Here is a 14,359-nt window from a genome sequence, read left to right on the forward strand (position 1 = left end):
GATCAGTGACCCATTCCCAGTCCGCCGTCAACGGGGATGACGGCTCCAGTGATGTACGAAGCGTCGTCCGAGGCGAGGAACCGCACCGTCGCGGCGATCTCCTGCGGCTGCGCGTACCGTCCGAGGGGCACCCCCGCGAGGATGCCGGCGCGCTGCTCGTCGCTGAGCGCCTTGGTCATGTCGGTGTCCACGAAGCCGGGTGCGACGACGTTGAAGGTGATGTTGCGCGAGCCCAGCTCACGGGCCAGGGAACGCGCGAAGCCGACCAGGGCGGCCTTGGAGGCGGCGTAGTTGGCCTGGCCGGGCGAGCCGAGCAGACCCACCACGGACGAGACCAGGACGACCCGCCCCTTCTTGGCGCGCAGCATGCCGCGGTTGGCGCGCTTGACCACGCGGAAGGTACCGGTGAGGTTGGTGTCGATGACCGAGGTGAAGTCCTCCTCGGACATGCGCATCAGGAGCTGGTCCTTGGTGATGCCCGCGTTGGCGATCAGGACCTCGACGGCGCCGTGCTGCTCCTCGATCTCCTTGTAGGCCTGCTCCACCTGCTCGGGGTCGGTGATGTCGCACTTGACCGCCAGGAAGCCCTCCGGGGGCTCGCCCGAGCGGTACGTGATCGCGACCTTGTCGCCGGCGTCGGCGAACGCGCGGGCGATGGCGAGGCCGATGCCCCGGTTGCCTCCGGTGACGAGAACCGAGCGGCTCAACGGATCACCCTTTCGATAGGGGTCTGACACACCCGCCCGGACACGTGGCTGACAGGCGGCTTCACCTGAAACCTATCGGTCCGCCCGCGCCCGCGGACATTGGGGCACCGACAGTGGCGCAGGGGTCGTGCTGTGGGGTCCCTACAGAAAGTTTGCGGAACGGCACCGGAAACGTGTGGTCCGCGGGGCGGTCGGCGCGACATGATCGGAGGCTGACGGCCGCGGTGTCACGATCACCGTCCTCCCCCGCACGTTCCCAGTGGTCACGTCGGCAGAAAGAGATGCAGGTGCCTCATACCATCGACGAAGCCTTCACAGCGCTCCCCCTACGCGCCCTGGCCGACGCCGCGCTCGCCCGCGCGCGTGCGCTGGGGGCCGAGCACGCGGACTTCCGGTTCGAGCGGGTGCGCAGCGCGTCCTGGCGGCTGCGCGACGCCCGGCCCGCGGGGTCGTCGGACACGACCGACCTCGGGTACGCGGTGCGGGTCGTGCACGGCGGGACGTGGGGGTTCGCCTCGGGCGTGGACCTGACCATGGACGCGGCCGCGCGGGTCGCCGGGCAGGCCGTGGCGATGGCGAGGCTGTCCGCGCAGGTGATCCGGGCGGCCGGTGCGGACGAGCTGGTCGAGCTGGCCGACGAGCCGGTGCACGCCGACCGGACCTGGGTGTCGTCGTACGAGACCGATCCGTTCGCCGTGCCCGACGCGGAGAAGACCGCGCTGCTCGCCGACTGGAGCAACCGGCTGCTGGCTGCCCGCGGGGTGGACCACGTGGACGCCTCGCTGCTCACCGTCCACGAGAACAAGTTCTACGCCGACACGGCGGGCACGGTGACCACCCAGCAGCGCGTGCGGGTCCACCCGCAGCTGACCGCCGTGTCGGTGGACGAGTCCAGCGGCGAGTTCGACTCCATGCGCACCCTGGCGCCGCCGGCGGGGCGCGGCTGGGAGTACCTCACCGGGACCGGCTGGGACTGGGACACCGAGCTGGAGCAGATCCCCGAGCTGCTGGCCGAGAAGATGCGCGCGCCGAGCGTCGAGCCGGGCCTGTACGACCTGGTCGTGGACCCGTCCAACCTGTGGCTGACCATCCACGAATCGATCGGGCACGCCACCGAGCTGGACCGGGCGCTCGGCTACGAGGCGGCCTACGCGGGCACCTCGTTCGCCACCTTCGACCGGCTCGGCTCGCTGCGGTACGGCTCGGAGCTGATGAACGTGACCGGTGACCGCACCGCCGAGCACGGCCTGGCCACCGTCGGCTACGACGACGAGGGCGTCGAGGCGCAGTCCTGGGACCTGGTGAAGGAGGGCACCCTGGTCGGCTACCAGCTCGACCGGCGGATCGCCCGGCTGACCGGGTTCGAGCGGTCCAACGGGTGCGCGTACGCCGACTCCCCCGCCCACGTGCCGGTGCAGCGCATGGCGAACGTGTCGCTGCGGCCGGACCCGGCCGGGATGTCGACCGAGGACCTGATCGGGGGCGTCGACCGCGGCATCTACGTGGTGGGCGACCGGTCCTGGTCGATCGACATGCAGCGCTACAACTTCCAGTTCACCGGCCAGCGCTTCTTCCGGATCGAGAACGGGCGGCTGACCGGGCAGCTCCGGGACGTGGCCTACCAGGCGACGACCACCGACTTCTGGGGCTCCATGGCGGCCGTCGGCGGCCCGCAGACGTACGTGCTCGGCGGCGCCTTCAACTGCGGCAAGGCCCAGCCGGGGCAGGTCGCCGCGGTGTCGCACGGCTGCCCGTCCGCCCTGTTCAAGGGCGTCAACATTCTGAACACCACGCAGGAGGCCGGTCGATGAGCGCCCCCACCCCCGAGCCGCACGAGATCGTCGAGCGGGCCCTGGAGCTGTCGCGGGCCGACGGCTGTGTCGTCATCGCCGACGAGGGGTCCACGGCCAACCTGCGCTGGGCCGGCAACGCGCTCACCACGAACGGCGTGACGCGCGGGCGGACGCTGACCGTCGTCGCGACCGTCGACGGCCGCGAGGGCACCGCCTCGGGCGTGGTGTCGCGCTCCGCCGTGACGGTGGACGAGCTGGAGTCGCTGGTGCGGGCCGCCGAGGCCGCCGCGCGCGGCGCCGGTTTCGCCGAGGACGCGCAGCCGCTGATCGGCGGGGTGCCGCAGGCGCCGGAGTTCACCGAGCCGCCCGCGGAGACGTCCTCCGCGGTGTTCGCCGACTTCGCGCCCGCGCTGGGCGAGGCGTTCGCCCGCGCGCGTGCGGGCGGGCGCGAGCTGTACGGCTTCGCCAACCACGAGATGGTCTCGACCTACCTGGGCACCTCGACCGGGCTGCGGCTGCGGCACGACCAGCCCACGGGCACGCTGGAGCTCAACGCCAAGTCGCCGGACCGCACGCGCTCGGCGTGGGCGGGGCGCTCCACGCGCGACTTCAAGGACGTCGACCCGGCCGCGCTGGACGCCGAGCTCGCCGTCCGCCTGGGCTGGGCGGAGCGGCGCGTGGACCTGCCCGCCGGGCGGTACGAGACGCTGCTGCCGCCGACGGCCGTGGCGGACCTGCTGATCTACCAGATGTGGTCGGCGTCGGGCCGGGACGCGGTCGAGGGGCGCACGGTGTTCTCCCGGCCCGGCGGCGGGACCCGGCTCGGCGAGAAGCTGACCGAGCTGCCGCTGACGCTGCGCAGCGACCCGTACGCGCCGGGGCTGGAGTCGGCGCCGTTCGTCGTCGCGCACTCCTCCGGCGGGGACCAGTCGGTGTTCGACAACGGGCTGCCCGTGCCGGCCACCGAGTGGATCGCGGACGGCGCCCTGCGGAACCTGGTCACCAGCCGGTTCGCCGCCGCGCTGACGGGGCTGCCGCTGGCGCCCTCGCTGGGCAACCTGATCCTCGACGGCGGCGACGACCGCTCGCTGGAGGAGATGGTCGCGGCCACCGAGCGGGGCCTGCTGCTGACCTGCCTGTGGTACATCCGCGAGGTCGACCCGGCCACGCTGCTGCTGACGGGGCTCACCCGCGACGGGGTGTACCTCGTCGAGAACGGCGAGGTCACCGGTGAGGTGAACAACTTCCGGTTCAACGAGTCGCCGGTGGACCTGCTGGGGCGGGCGACCGAGGCCGGGCGCACCGAGAAGACGCTGCCGCGCGAGTGGAGCGACTGGTTCACCCGGGCCGCGATGCCCGCGCTGCGGGTGCCCGATTTCAATATGAGCTCTGTCAGCCGGGGCGTATAACCTCGTAGGCGTTCACCGACGGGCGGCGGTCGCCGCCCGGGACCATCCAAGGAGACACGAGAACCGTGACGGACATCGTCGACGAGCTGAAGTGGCGGGGCCTGTTCGCCCTGTCCACCGACGAGGACGCCTTGCGCAAGGCGCTCGCGGACGGTCCCGTCACGTTCTATTGCGGCTTCGACCCGACCGCGCCCTCCCTGCACGTCGGACACCTGGTGCAGGTGCTCACCGTGCGCCGCCTCCAGCAGGCCGGGCACCGGCCGCTGGCGCTGGTGGGCGGCGCGACGGGTCTGATCGGCGACCCCCGCCCGACGGCGGAGCGCACGCTGAACGACCCGGAGACGGTGGCCGGCTGGGTCGGCCGGCTGCGCTCCCAGATCGAGCCGTTCCTGTCCTTCGAGGGCGAGAACGCCGCCGTGATGGTGAACAACCTCGACTGGACCGCGGGGCTGTCCGCGATCGAGTTCCTGCGGGACGTCGGCAAGCACTTCCGTGTCAACAAGATGCTGACGAAGGACTCCGTGGCCCGCCGCCTGGAGTCCGACCAGGGCATCAGCTACACGGAGTTCAGCTACCAGATCCTGCAGGGCATGGACTTCCTCCAGCTCTACCGGCGCTACGGCTGCACGCTCCAGCAGGGCGGCAGCGACCAGTGGGGCAACCTCACGGCCGGCCTGGACCTGATCCACCGCCTGGAGCCGGACGCGAGCGTGCACGCGCTGGCCACGCCGCTGATGACGAAGGCCGACGGCACCAAGTTCGGCAAGACCGAGGGCGGCGCGGTCTGGCTGGACCCGGAGATGACGACGCCGTACGCGTTCTACCAGTTCTGGCTGAACGTGGACGACCGGGACATCTCGCGGTACGCGCGCATCCTGTCCTTCCGCTCCCGCGAGGAGCTGGAGGAGCTGGAGCGGCAGACCGAGGAGCGTCCGCAGGCCCGGGCCGCGCAGCGCGCGCTGGCCGAGGAGCTGACGACGCTGGTGCACGGCGCCGACCAGACCGCCGCGGTGATCGCCGCGTCGAGGGCGCTGTTCGGCCAGGGCGAGCTGGCGGAGCTGGACGAGCGGACGCTGGCCGCGGCGCTGTCGGAGGTGCCGCACGTCAAGGTCGCCGAGCCGGCGCCCGTGGTGGACCTGCTCGCGGAGGTGGGCCTGGTCGCCAGCAAGTCCGCGGCGCGGCGGACCGTGAAGGAGGGCGGGGCCTACGTGAACAACGTGAAGGTCACCGCCGAGGACGCGGTGCCGTCGGCCGGGGACCTGCTGTACGGCCGGTGGCTGGTGCTGCGGCGCGGCAAGAAGAACCTGGCGGCCGTCGAGGTCACCGGGGCGTAGATCACCGGTACCGCTGTCGCAAGGGCGCGGGGCGGGTGCGGGCTCAGGGCCGCGCACCCGCCCCGCGCCGCTGACGGGCGCCGGCGCTCAGGCCCGTTGCTGCTTGCGCTTGCCCAGCGTGGCCATGTACGCCATGTCGCCCAGGCCGACGATGATGACCGCCGCGATGAGCTGGAAGATGTGGCGGCTCCAGTCGATGCCGGGGGTCGCCTCGACACCGAACGCGCGGGCGATGGCGTTGCCCACGATCGCGCCCAGCATGCCGAAGATCGTGGTCAGCCACAGCGGACTGTGCTGCTTGCCGGGGATGATCGCCTTGGCGATGAGGCCCAGTACGAATCCCACGATGATCGCCCACAACCAGCCCATGGCTGCCTCCTCGTCGGCTCAGGGGTGAGCAGTGCCCCCAGTCTGGTTCCGCGGGCCGTACGCCGCATGCCGGGTACCGCCGTACGCGGGACGGCGCAGCCGGCTCGCCCGGCGGGGAGGCGACCCGGTCTCGAAGGCGGCCCAGCCCGGGCGTACCGTGGAGGGGCAGGGCGCGACGCGGGCGGATGGTGGAATGTGATGCGGAAGCAGGGTGGCGGGACCGGCGTCCAGGTGTTCCGGATCACCGGGGCCCGGCAGGGGCTGCAGGAGGACGTGCGCGGACGGCAGCGGCGGTACGTCATCTCGATGACGGTCCGTACGCTGGCGGTGATCCTCGCGGCGTCGCTGTGGAACGTCGAACGGCACGTGGCGCTGGTGGCGTTGGTGCTGGGTGCGGTCCTGCCGTACATCGCGGTGGTGATCGCGAACGCCGGACGGGAGAACGCGCCGGGGATGCCCACGACGTTCGTGCCCACGCCGCTGCCGCTGGGTGCGCCGCGCGCGCTGCCGGGGTCGTCGGCCGGGACCGTGCCCGGGGGTGCGCGTCCGCAGCCGGGATCCGTCCCGGAGGACGGGACGGGTGAGCCGGCCGAGCGGCCCTGAGCCGGACGCGTGCGAAGCTCAAGAAAAGCTCAGATCCAATCATGTGGTTGAGGTCCCCCGGGGACGGTCGGCCGTGACATACTGCGTACGCGCTCCGCATCCCCCGTCGGAGCGACGGACCGACGCCGGGCAGCTCCCCCCGTGGCTGCTCGGCGTCGCCTTTGTGTGCGGGGATGTTCGGAAGTGATCATGTGGGCGGGGAGTGCGAGTGGGCGGGACGCAGGGCGTGCGCAGGGGCGGAGCGAAGCGGTGAGTGACGAGACCCCGGTCTGTTCCGCCAAGGGCTGCCGCACCGCCGCGGTGTGGGTGCTGGCCTGGAACAACCCGAAGATCCACACCCCGGAGCGCCGCAAGACGTGGCTGGCGTGCGAGGAGCACCGCGAGCACCTGTCGCAGTTCCTCGGGGTGCGGGGCTTCCTCAAGGACGTGGTGCGGTTCGAGGACTGGCGGGAGCCGGAGACCTCCTGAGGCTCAGCCGCCGATCGCCGACATCGGGCGGTCGGGCTGGACGAACGACGGGTCGTCGAGGCCGGCGCCCGCCTTCTTGCCCCACATCGCCAGCCGCCACAGGCGGGCTATCTCCTCGTCGGGGGCGCCGGAGCGGAGCGCCGCGCGCAGGTCCGTCTCCTCGCGGGCGAACAGGCAGGTGCGGACCTGGCCGTCGGCCGTGAGGCGGGTGCGGTCGCAGGCCGCGCAGAACGGGCGGGTGACGGAGGCGATGACCCCGACGACGTGCGGGCCGCCGTCCACCAGCCAGCGTTCCGCCGGCGCCGAGCCGCGCTTCTCCTCGCCCTCGGGGGTGAGGGTGAAGCGGGTGCGCAGGGAGGCGAGGATGTCGCCGGCGGTGACCATGCCGTCGCGCTTCCAGCCGTGCTGGGCGTCCAGCGGCATCTGCTCGATGAAGCGCAGCTCGTAGTCGTGGTCGATCGCCCAGGCGAGCAGGTCGGGGGCCTCGTCGTCGTTCAGTCCGGGCATCAGGACCGCGTTGACCTTGACCGGGGTCAGGCCCGCCTCGCGGGCGGCCTCCAGGCCGGCGAGGACGTCCTGGTGGCGGTCGCGGCGGGTGAGGGTCTTGAAGACGTCGGGGCGCAGGGTGTCCAGCGAGACGTTGACCCGGTCCAGGCCGGCCGCCTTCAGGGCCGTCGCCGTGCGGCGCAGGCCGATGCCGTTGGTCGTCAGGGACATCCGGGGGCGGGGCGTCAGGGCGGCCACCCGCTCGACGATGCCGACCAGGCCGGGCCGCAGCAGGGGTTCGCCGCCGGTGAAGCGGACCTCCTCGATGCCGAGGGTGCGCACGGCGACGTCGATGAGGCGGACGATCTCGTCGTCGGTGAGGAGGTCGGGCTTGGCCAGCCACTGCAGGCCCTCCTCGGGCATGCAGTACGTGCAGCGCAGGTTGCACCGGTCGGTCAGCGAGACCCTCAGGTCGGTGGCCACCCGGCCGTAGGTGTCGATGAGCACGTGGGCCCCCTCCCTCGTCGCGAACGTCGTCTTCCGGCACCTGCGAGCCTACGTGACGGCACCGACAACGACAGTTCCCGATCCCACAGGTACGACACGGCCGCGTCGTAGGGACCTACGACGCGGCCGCGCGCGGAAGTTCCGCCGGGTGCGCTCAGTGGGCGCCGGTCCCGGTCAGGGAGCGGACCTCCAGTTCGGCGTACTTGCCGGTGTCGGGCTCCTCCTTGGACAGCAGGGTGCCGACGATGCCCAGCAGGAAGCCGACGGGGATGGAGATGATGCCGGGGTTCTCCAGCGGGAACCAGTGGAAGTCGACGTCCGGGAACATCGAGGTCGGCTTGCCGGAGACGACCGGGGAGAACAGCACCAGGCCGACCGCGGTGACCAGGCCGCCGTAGATCGACCACAGGGCCCCGGAGGTGGTGAACCGCTTCCAGAACAGGCTGTAGAGGATCGTCGGCAGGTTGGCGGAGGCGGCGACCGCGAAGGCGAGGGCGACGAGGCCGGCCACGTTCAGGTCGCGGGCCAGGGCGCCCAGCAGGATCGAGACCGCGCCGATGCCGACGGTCGCCCAGCGGGCCGCGCCGATCTCCTGCTTCTCGGTGGCCCGGCCCTTCTTGATGACGTTCGCGTAGATGTCGTGGGCGAACGACGAGGACGAGGCGAGCGTGAGGCCCGCGACGACCGCGAGGATCGTGGCGAAGGCGACCGCGGAGATGGTGGCCAGCAGGACGGCGCCCCAGTTGGAGTCGACGCCGCCGAGGTGCAGGGCGAGCAGCGGGGCGGCCGTGTTGCCCGCCTTGTTGGACGCGATGATCTCGTCCGGCTTGATCAGGGCGGCGGCGCCGAAGCCGAGCGCGAGGGTCATCAGGTAGAAGGCGCCGATCAGGCCGATGGCCCAGATGACCGACTTCCGGGCGGCCTTGGCGGTGGGCACCGTGTAGAAGCGGATCAGGATGTGCGGCAGGCCCGCGGTGCCCAGGACCAGGGCGATGCCCAGGGAGATGAAGTCCAGCTTGGTGGTGCCGGTGGCGCCGTACTTCAGGCCGGGCTCCAGGAAGGCGGCGCCCTTGCCGCTGTTGTCGGCGGCCGAGCCGAGCAGGTCCGAGACGTTGAAGTCGAACTTCAGCAGGACCAGGAAGGTCAGCAGCAGCGCGCCCGCGATGAGCAGCACCGCCTTGACCATCTGGACCCAGGTGGTGCCCTTCATGCCGCCGATGGTGACGTACACGATCATCAGCACGCCGACCAGCGCCACGATGCCGATCTTGCCGCCGTCGCTGGTGATGCCGAGCAGCAGCGAGACGAGCACGCCCGCGCCGGCCATCTGCGCGAGCAGGTAGAAGATCGACACGACGATGGTGGAGGTGCCGGCCGCCGTGCGCACGGGGCGCTGGCGCATGCGGTACGCCAGGACGTCGCCCATGGTGTACCGGCCGGAGTTGCGCAGCGGCTCGGCGACCAGGAGCAGTGCGACGAGCCAGGCGACCAGGAAGCCGATGGAGTACAGGAACCCGTCGTAGCCGAAGAGGGCGATGGCGCCGGCGATGCCGAGGAAGGACGCGGCGGACATGTAGTCGCCGGAGACGGCGAGTCCGTTCTGGAAGCCGGTGAACTGCCGTCCGCCGGCGTAGAAGTCGGCGGCGTCCTTGGTCTGGCGGCCGGCCCACACGGTGATGACGAGGGTCGCGAGGACGAACACGGCGAACAGGCTGATGATCAGCCCCCGGTGCTCACTGGCCTCTCCGGCGGCGAGCAGGGTGTGCTGCTGTGCGGGGCTCATGCGCCGCCCTCCATCCGGGACTTGATGGCCTCGGCCTGCGGGTCGAGCCGGGCGGCGGCGCGGCGCGCGTACCACCAGGCGATGAGGAAGGTCGTGAGGAACTGTGCGAGGCCCAGCACGAGGGCCACGTTGACGTTGCCGGCCACCTTGGTGCCCATGAAGTCGCCGGCGTAGTTGGACAGCAGGACGTACAGCAGGTACCAGGCGATGAAGGCGAACGTCAGCGGAAAGGCGAACGAGCGGTGCGTGCGGCGCAGTTCACCGAACTCCGCGCTCTCCTGCACCGCGACGAACTCCTCGGCGGAGGGGAGTTGGGCTGGGGTTCTCGAGGGGGGCGGTGTCTCGGTGGCCACGGAGTCTCCTCGTGTTGCGGCTGGGCTGGAATCCGGGGGCTCGACGGTCCTCGGGCTCCCTGTTCAACGTCACGGCGCCGCGGATGGACCGGTTCAACGCGTCCGGGTTCTTTCGCAAGTGCGTGCACGAGATCGCCGTAAGTCATTGCTGGCCAGCGACCGCGGGAGATAGCTTCGGTGCCTGCACCACCCGTCATGTACCTGCCCGAGCACACCTGCGTCTCGGGCCGGTTTCGTTTCAGGATGATGTGGAGACCCCATGGCTCATCTGCCTTCCAGACGCCGACTCGCCCTCGCGGTGCCGGTCGTGCTGTCCCTGACCGCCTCCCTCGGCTTCCTGCCGGCGGCGGCCTCGGCGGCCCCGGCCACGACCTCCGCCACGCAGGCGGCGGACGCCGGAACGCTGGCGTACGTCGTCAACACCAAGGTGGACCACCGCACGATCGAGTCGGTGAAGAAGGCGATCGCCGCGGCCGACGGCACCGTCGTCGCCACGTACGACAAGATCGGCGTGATCGTCGTGCACTCCGCCAACCCCTCCTTCGGCGCGCAGATACGCGCGGTGCGCGGGGTGCAGTCGGCGGGTGCCACGCGGACCTCGCCGCTGAGCCCCGCGGGGACCACGGACGAGGGCGCGGCGCAGCCCCTGTCGAAGGCCGAGGCCGCGAAGGCCGCCGCCGCGTCGGCCGCGGCGGGCCAGAGCGAGCCGCTCGAGGCCGACCAGTGGGACCTGCGCGCGATAGGCGCCGACAAGGCGGCCGAGATCAACCCCGGCAGCAGCAAGGTCACCGTCGCGGTGATCGACACCGGTGTGGACGACACCCACCCGGACCTCGCGCCGAACTTCTCGGCGTCCCAGTCGGCCAACTGCGTCGGCGGTGTCGCGGACACCACCCCGGGCGCCTGGCGGCCCTACAACCCGACCGAGGACTACCACGGCACGCACGTCGCCGGTGAGATAGCCGCGGCCCGCAACGGCATCGGCGTGGCCGGTGTCGCGCCCGGCGTGAAGGTCGCCGGCATCAAGGTCAGCGACCCGACGAACGGCCTGTTCTACCCGGAGAACGTGGTCTGCGCGTTCGTGTTCGCCGCCGACCACGGCGTGGAGATCACGAACAACAGCTACTACGTGGACCCGTGGCTGTACAACTGCATGGACGACCCGGACCAGCGGGCCATCGTCGACGCGGTCAACCGGGCCCAGCTCTACGCCCAGCGCAAGGGCACGCTCAACCTGGCGTCCGCGGGCAACTCCGCCGACGACCTGGACTCCGACGCGATCGTGGACGACAGCAGCCCCGACGACGCGACGCCGGTGACCCGCACGATCGACCCGCACGAGTGCTTCGACGTGCCGACCCAGCTGCCGGGCGTGGTCACGGTGAGCGCGACGGGCGTCAAGAACGACAAGTCGTACTACTCGTCGTACGGCTACGGCGTGATCGACGTGGCCGCGCCGGGCGGTGACCGGCTGTACCAGATCCCGACGGACACCCCGTCGGCCAACGGCCGCATCCTGTCCACGATGCCGGGCGGCGGGTACGGCTGGCTCCAGGGCACCTCGATGGCCTCGCCGCACGCGGCGGGCGTCGCGGCGCTGCTGAAGTCCAAGCACCCGTGGGCGACCCCGGCGCAGCTCCAGGCGCTGCTGAAGGCGCAGGCGGTCAACCCGGGCTGCCCCGCGTCGTACGACCAGGACGGCAACGGCACGCAGGACGCGACCTGCGTGGGCAACAAGCGCGTCAACGGCTTCTACGGCTGGGGCATCGTCAACGCGCTGCGGGCCGTCAAGTAATCGGTCCAGCGGAGGGGCGGGGCCGGACGGGAGACCGTCCGGCCCCTTCTGCCGTCCATATTGATTCAATCAATCATGCATAGTGGCAGTCATGACAGTCGTGCCTGACATCGGGACCGTCTGGAGGGAGCTGGGCGGTGACCCGGCGCTCCTCGCGCGCGTGTCCACGGTCGTGCGGCCGGGCGCCCTGCCCGCGCGGCTGCCCGTGCGGGAGCTGGCGCGCGCCTGTGTCGGCGCGTGCGCGCTCGCCGCGGCGGAGCTCGGGGCCCGCCGGGCCGGACGCGCCGACGTGCCCCGGGTGACGGTCGACGACGGTGCCGTGGCCACGGCGTTCACCGGTGAGCGGCACCTGCTCGTCGACGGACGCGCGCCGCAGACCTTCGCCCCGCTGTCGCGGTTCTGGCGGACCGCCGACGGCTGGGTGCGCACCCACGCCAACTACCCCCACCACCGCGCCCGGTTGCTGAGTGCCCTGGGCGTCCCCGGCGATCCGGCGGCCGTGGAGTCCGCCCTGCGGGAGCGTTCCGCCCGGGAGGCGGAGGAGACCGTGTACGCCGCCGGCGGGCTGGCCGTGGCGCTGCGCACGCCCGCGGAGTGGGCCGCGCACGGCCAGGCGGCGGTCCTCGCCGGCCGGCCGCTCGTCGAGCGCGTCCGCCTGGACACCGCACGCGCGCGTGCGCTGCCGTCCCTCGACGGCACCGTCCTGCTGCCCGCCGCCGGACTGCGCGTGCTGGACCTGACCCGGGTCCTGGCCGGCCCGGTGGCCACCCGGACCCTCGCGCTGCTCGGCGCGGACGTGCTGCGCCTGGACGCGCCGCACCTGCCCGAACTGCCCGACCAGCACGCCGACACCGGGTTCGGGAAGCGGTCGGCGACGCTGGACCTCGCGGCCGACCGCGACCGGTTCGAGGAGCTGCTCGCGGCGGCCGACGTCGTCGTGACGGGCTACCGGCCCGGCGCGCTGGACCGCTTCGGCCTCTCCCCCGAGGCGCTGGCCGAGCGCAGACCGGGGCTGGTGGTGGCGCAGGTGTCGGCGTGGGGCGCGTACGGGCCGTGGGGCGGGCGGCGCGGCTTCGACAGCCTGGTGCAGGTCGCCACCGGCATCGCGGCCGTCGAGGGCTCACCGCAGCGCCCGGGCGCCCTGCCGGCCCAGGCCCTCGACCACGGCACGGGGTACCTGCTGGCGGCCGCCGTCCTGCGGGCGCTGACCGAGCAGGCGTACGGCGACGCGGCGGGCCGGGGGCGGCTCGTCCGGCTGGCGCTGGCCCGGACCGGGGCGTGGCTGCAGGACGCGCGCCGCCCCGAGGACGGCACGGCGCAGGACGGCACGGCACGGGAGGGTGCCGGGGCCGCAGCGGTCCCGTACGACGGCCCCGCGCCGTGGCTCGCCGAGACCGGCAGCCCGGTGGGACGGCTGAGGCACGCCCGCCCGGCCGTGTCGTTCGCGGACGGACCGCGCGACTGGGCGCGTCCGCCGGGCCCCTGGGGCGCGGACGCGGCGCGCTGGTGAGCCGGTCGCGCACCGGGGCGGGCGGCCGGTGACGGTCGTCGCGGGCCGCCCACGCGGGCGGCCGGGTCAGTTGGTGACGAGCACCTTGAGGGCGGTGCGCTCGTCCATCGCCTTGTAGCCGTCCGGCACGCCCTCGATGCCGACGGTCAGGTCGAACACCGGGGACGGGTCGATCGTGCCGTCCAGCACGTCGGGCAGCAGGTCCGGGATGTAGGCGCGGACCGGGGCGACCCCGCCGCGCAGGGCGACGTTGCGGTCGAACAGGACGCTCAGGTCCACGCCGGTGCTGCTGCCGTGCGGCACGCCGACGAACCCCACCGCGCCGCCGTCCCGGGCGACGCCGATCGCCGTGCGCATGGACTGCTCGGTGCCGACGGCCTCGACGACGGCGTGGGCGCCCTGGCCGCGGGTCAGCTCGCGGACGGCCTCGACGGCCGCGTCACCGCGCTCGGCGACGACGTCGGTGGCGCCGAAACGGCGCGCGATGCCGGTGCGGACCTCGTGCCGGCCGAGCGCGATGATCCGCTCGGCGCCCAGCCGCTTGGCGGCCAGCACCGCGCACAGGCCCACCGCGCCGTCCCCGACGACGGCGACCGTGGCACCGGGGCGGACGCCCGCGCCGAGCGCGGCGTGGTGGCCGGTGCCCAGGACGTCGGAGAGGGTCAGCAGCGCGGACAGCAGGTGGTCGTCGGAGGCCGCGTCCTTGGGGAGCTGCACGAGGGTGCCGTCGGCGAAGGGCACGCGCACGGCCTCGCCCTGGCCGCCGTCGTAGCCGACGGAGCCCCAGAAGCCGCCGTGTGCGCAGGACGTCGTCAGGCCCTCGCGGCAGTAGTCGCAGACGCCGTCGGACCACATGAAGGGCGCGACCACCAGGTCTCCGCGCCGGACCGTGCCCACCTCGGAGCCGGTCTCCTCGACCACGCCGAGGAACTCGTGCCCGATCCGCTGGCCCGGCTGCCGGGCCGCCTCGCCGCGGTACGCCCACAGGTCGCTGCCGCAGATGCAGGCGCGCAGCACCCGGACCACGGCGTCGGTCGGAAGCTGCACGACGGGCTCGGGCACGTCCTCCACGCGCATGTCGTACGGGGCGTGGATGGTGGTGGCGCGCATGGGCGGGGATCCTTCTCGTGCGGGGTCGGTGCGGGGTCGGCCGACGGGGAACGGCTGCGCCCTCGGGGTGGGAGGGCGCACTTCACCGTACGCCGCGCCCGGCGCGGGCCGCGCGGCGAGGGTGAGCCCGGC

13 protein-coding genes are annotated in these 14,359 nt (G+C 72.7%); 7 read left to right on the plus strand and 6 right to left on the minus strand.

The features are described from left to right. Nucleotides 1-2 precede the first annotated feature (2 nt). Entirely contained in the window at nucleotides 3-707 is a 705-nt protein-coding gene (fabG, locus tag E4U92_RS16415) for a 3-oxoacyl-[acyl-carrier-protein] reductase (RefSeq protein WP_137301164.1), read from the minus strand. A gap of 281 nt (nucleotides 708-988) precedes the next feature. On the opposite strand from fabG, the gene E4U92_RS16420 reads away from it, so the two are divergent. The 3 genes from E4U92_RS16420 to tyrS all read left to right on the plus strand — a co-directional run bounded on the left by E4U92_RS16420 (nucleotide 989) and on the right by tyrS (nucleotide 5,243). Continuing rightward, nucleotides 989-2,518 carry a TldD/PmbA family protein gene (locus E4U92_RS16420; protein ID WP_373311464.1) on the plus strand — a complete coding sequence of 510 codons (1,530 nt, stop codon included), beginning with the start codon at nucleotides 989-991 and terminating at the stop codon, nucleotides 2,516-2,518. After that, a complete protein-coding gene (locus E4U92_RS16425) occupies nucleotides 2,515-3,909 on the plus strand; it encodes a metallopeptidase TldD-related protein (RefSeq protein ID WP_137301166.1) in 1,395 nt (464 codons plus the stop codon). Before E4U92_RS16420 ends, E4U92_RS16425 begins: the two co-directional genes overlap by 4 nt. Before the next feature lie 65 nt (nucleotides 3,910-3,974). Next, nucleotides 3,975-5,243: a tyrosine--tRNA ligase gene (gene tyrS / locus E4U92_RS16430; RefSeq protein WP_137301167.1), complete on the plus strand. Its 1,269-nt coding sequence runs from the start codon at nucleotides 3,975-3,977 to the stop codon at nucleotides 5,241-5,243. An 87-nt stretch (nucleotides 5,244-5,330) separates the two neighbouring features. On the opposite strand, the gene E4U92_RS16435 is transcribed toward tyrS, so the two are convergent. Next, on the minus strand, nucleotides 5,331-5,612 hold the full coding sequence (locus E4U92_RS16435) for a GlsB/YeaQ/YmgE family stress response membrane protein (RefSeq protein ID WP_137301168.1): 282 nt from the start codon (nucleotides 5,610-5,612) through the stop codon (nucleotides 5,331-5,333). Between the two features lie 198 nt (nucleotides 5,613-5,810). Here E4U92_RS16435 and E4U92_RS16440 point away from each other — a divergent pair, with 198 nt between their 5' ends. Both E4U92_RS16440 and E4U92_RS16445 read left to right on the plus strand, forming a co-directional pair. Beyond that, nucleotides 5,811-6,215: a DUF3099 domain-containing protein gene (locus E4U92_RS16440; RefSeq protein WP_137301169.1), complete on the plus strand. Its 405-nt coding sequence runs from the start codon at nucleotides 5,811-5,813 to the stop codon at nucleotides 6,213-6,215. A gap of 249 nt (nucleotides 6,216-6,464) precedes the next feature. Further along, nucleotides 6,465-6,683: a hypothetical protein gene (locus E4U92_RS16445; RefSeq protein ID WP_137301170.1), complete on the plus strand. Its 219-nt coding sequence runs from the start codon at nucleotides 6,465-6,467 to the stop codon at nucleotides 6,681-6,683. Nucleotides 6,684-6,686: 3 nt separating this feature from the next. On the opposite strand, the gene moaA is transcribed toward E4U92_RS16445, so the two are convergent. From moaA to E4U92_RS16460, 3 genes are all read right to left on the minus strand, one after another. Continuing rightward, a complete protein-coding gene (moaA, locus tag E4U92_RS16450) occupies nucleotides 6,687-7,676 on the minus strand; it encodes a GTP 3',8-cyclase MoaA (RefSeq protein WP_137301171.1) in 990 nt (329 codons plus the stop codon). A 154-nt stretch (nucleotides 7,677-7,830) separates the two neighbouring features. Next, on the minus strand, nucleotides 7,831-9,459 hold the full coding sequence (locus E4U92_RS16455) for a solute symporter family protein (RefSeq protein WP_137301172.1): 1,629 nt from the start codon (nucleotides 9,457-9,459) through the stop codon (nucleotides 7,831-7,833). Beyond that, a complete protein-coding gene (locus E4U92_RS16460; RefSeq protein ID WP_137301173.1) occupies nucleotides 9,456-9,812 on the minus strand; it encodes a DUF485 domain-containing protein in 357 nt (118 codons plus the stop codon). The genes E4U92_RS16455 and E4U92_RS16460 overlap by 4 nt, the downstream gene beginning before the upstream one ends. 259 nt (nucleotides 9,813-10,071) lie before the next feature. On the opposite strand from E4U92_RS16460, the gene E4U92_RS16465 reads away from it, so the two are divergent. Both E4U92_RS16465 and E4U92_RS16470 read left to right on the plus strand, forming a co-directional pair. Further along, nucleotides 10,072-11,607, plus strand: a complete 1,536-nt coding sequence (locus E4U92_RS16465) for a S8 family peptidase (RefSeq protein ID WP_137301174.1) — start codon at nucleotides 10,072-10,074, stop codon at nucleotides 11,605-11,607. A 91-nt stretch (nucleotides 11,608-11,698) separates the two neighbouring features. Next, the gene (locus tag E4U92_RS16470) at nucleotides 11,699-13,117 is read left to right on the plus strand and encodes a CoA transferase (protein ID WP_137301175.1); all 1,419 of its coding nucleotides are present in this window, start codon (nucleotides 11,699-11,701) and stop codon (nucleotides 13,115-13,117) included. Between the two features lie 66 nt (nucleotides 13,118-13,183). Here the strand turns inward: E4U92_RS16470 and E4U92_RS36345 are convergent, their stop codons facing one another. Then, nucleotides 13,184-14,227: a zinc-dependent alcohol dehydrogenase family protein gene (locus E4U92_RS36345; RefSeq protein ID WP_168725138.1), complete on the minus strand. Its 1,044-nt coding sequence runs from the start codon at nucleotides 14,225-14,227 to the stop codon at nucleotides 13,184-13,186. Between the last annotated feature and the right edge of the window lie 132 nt (nucleotides 14,228-14,359).

This window comes from Streptomyces galbus (genome assembly GCF_005280195.1).
GTDB lineage: Bacteria > Actinomycetota > Actinomycetes > Streptomycetales > Streptomycetaceae > Streptomyces > Streptomyces galbus.

Excerpts from the sequence above, each read along its gene's own strand:
- E4U92_RS16435 (WP_137301168.1), bottom strand. The coding sequence starts at position 5,612 with ATGGGCTGGTTGTGGGCGATCATCGTGGGATTCGTACTGGGCCTCATC.
- E4U92_RS16455 (WP_137301172.1), bottom strand. The coding sequence starts at position 9,459 with ATGAGCCCCGCACAGCAGCACACCCTGCTCGCCGCCGGAGAGGCCAGT.
- E4U92_RS16440 (WP_137301169.1), top strand. The coding sequence starts at position 5,811 with ATGCGGAAGCAGGGTGGCGGGACCGGCGTCCAGGTGTTCCGGATCACC.
- E4U92_RS16420 (WP_373311464.1), top strand. The coding sequence starts at position 989 with ATGCAGGTGCCTCATACCATCGACGAAGCCTTCACAGCGCTCCCCCTA.
- E4U92_RS36345 (WP_168725138.1), bottom strand. The coding sequence starts at position 14,227 with ATGCGCGCCACCACCATCCACGCCCCGTACGACATGCGCGTGGAGGAC.
- E4U92_RS16470 (WP_137301175.1), top strand. The coding sequence starts at position 11,699 with ATGACAGTCGTGCCTGACATCGGGACCGTCTGGAGGGAGCTGGGCGGT.
- E4U92_RS16465 (WP_137301174.1), top strand. The coding sequence starts at position 10,072 with ATGGCTCATCTGCCTTCCAGACGCCGACTCGCCCTCGCGGTGCCGGTC.
- E4U92_RS16425 (WP_137301166.1), top strand. The coding sequence starts at position 2,515 with ATGAGCGCCCCCACCCCCGAGCCGCACGAGATCGTCGAGCGGGCCCTG.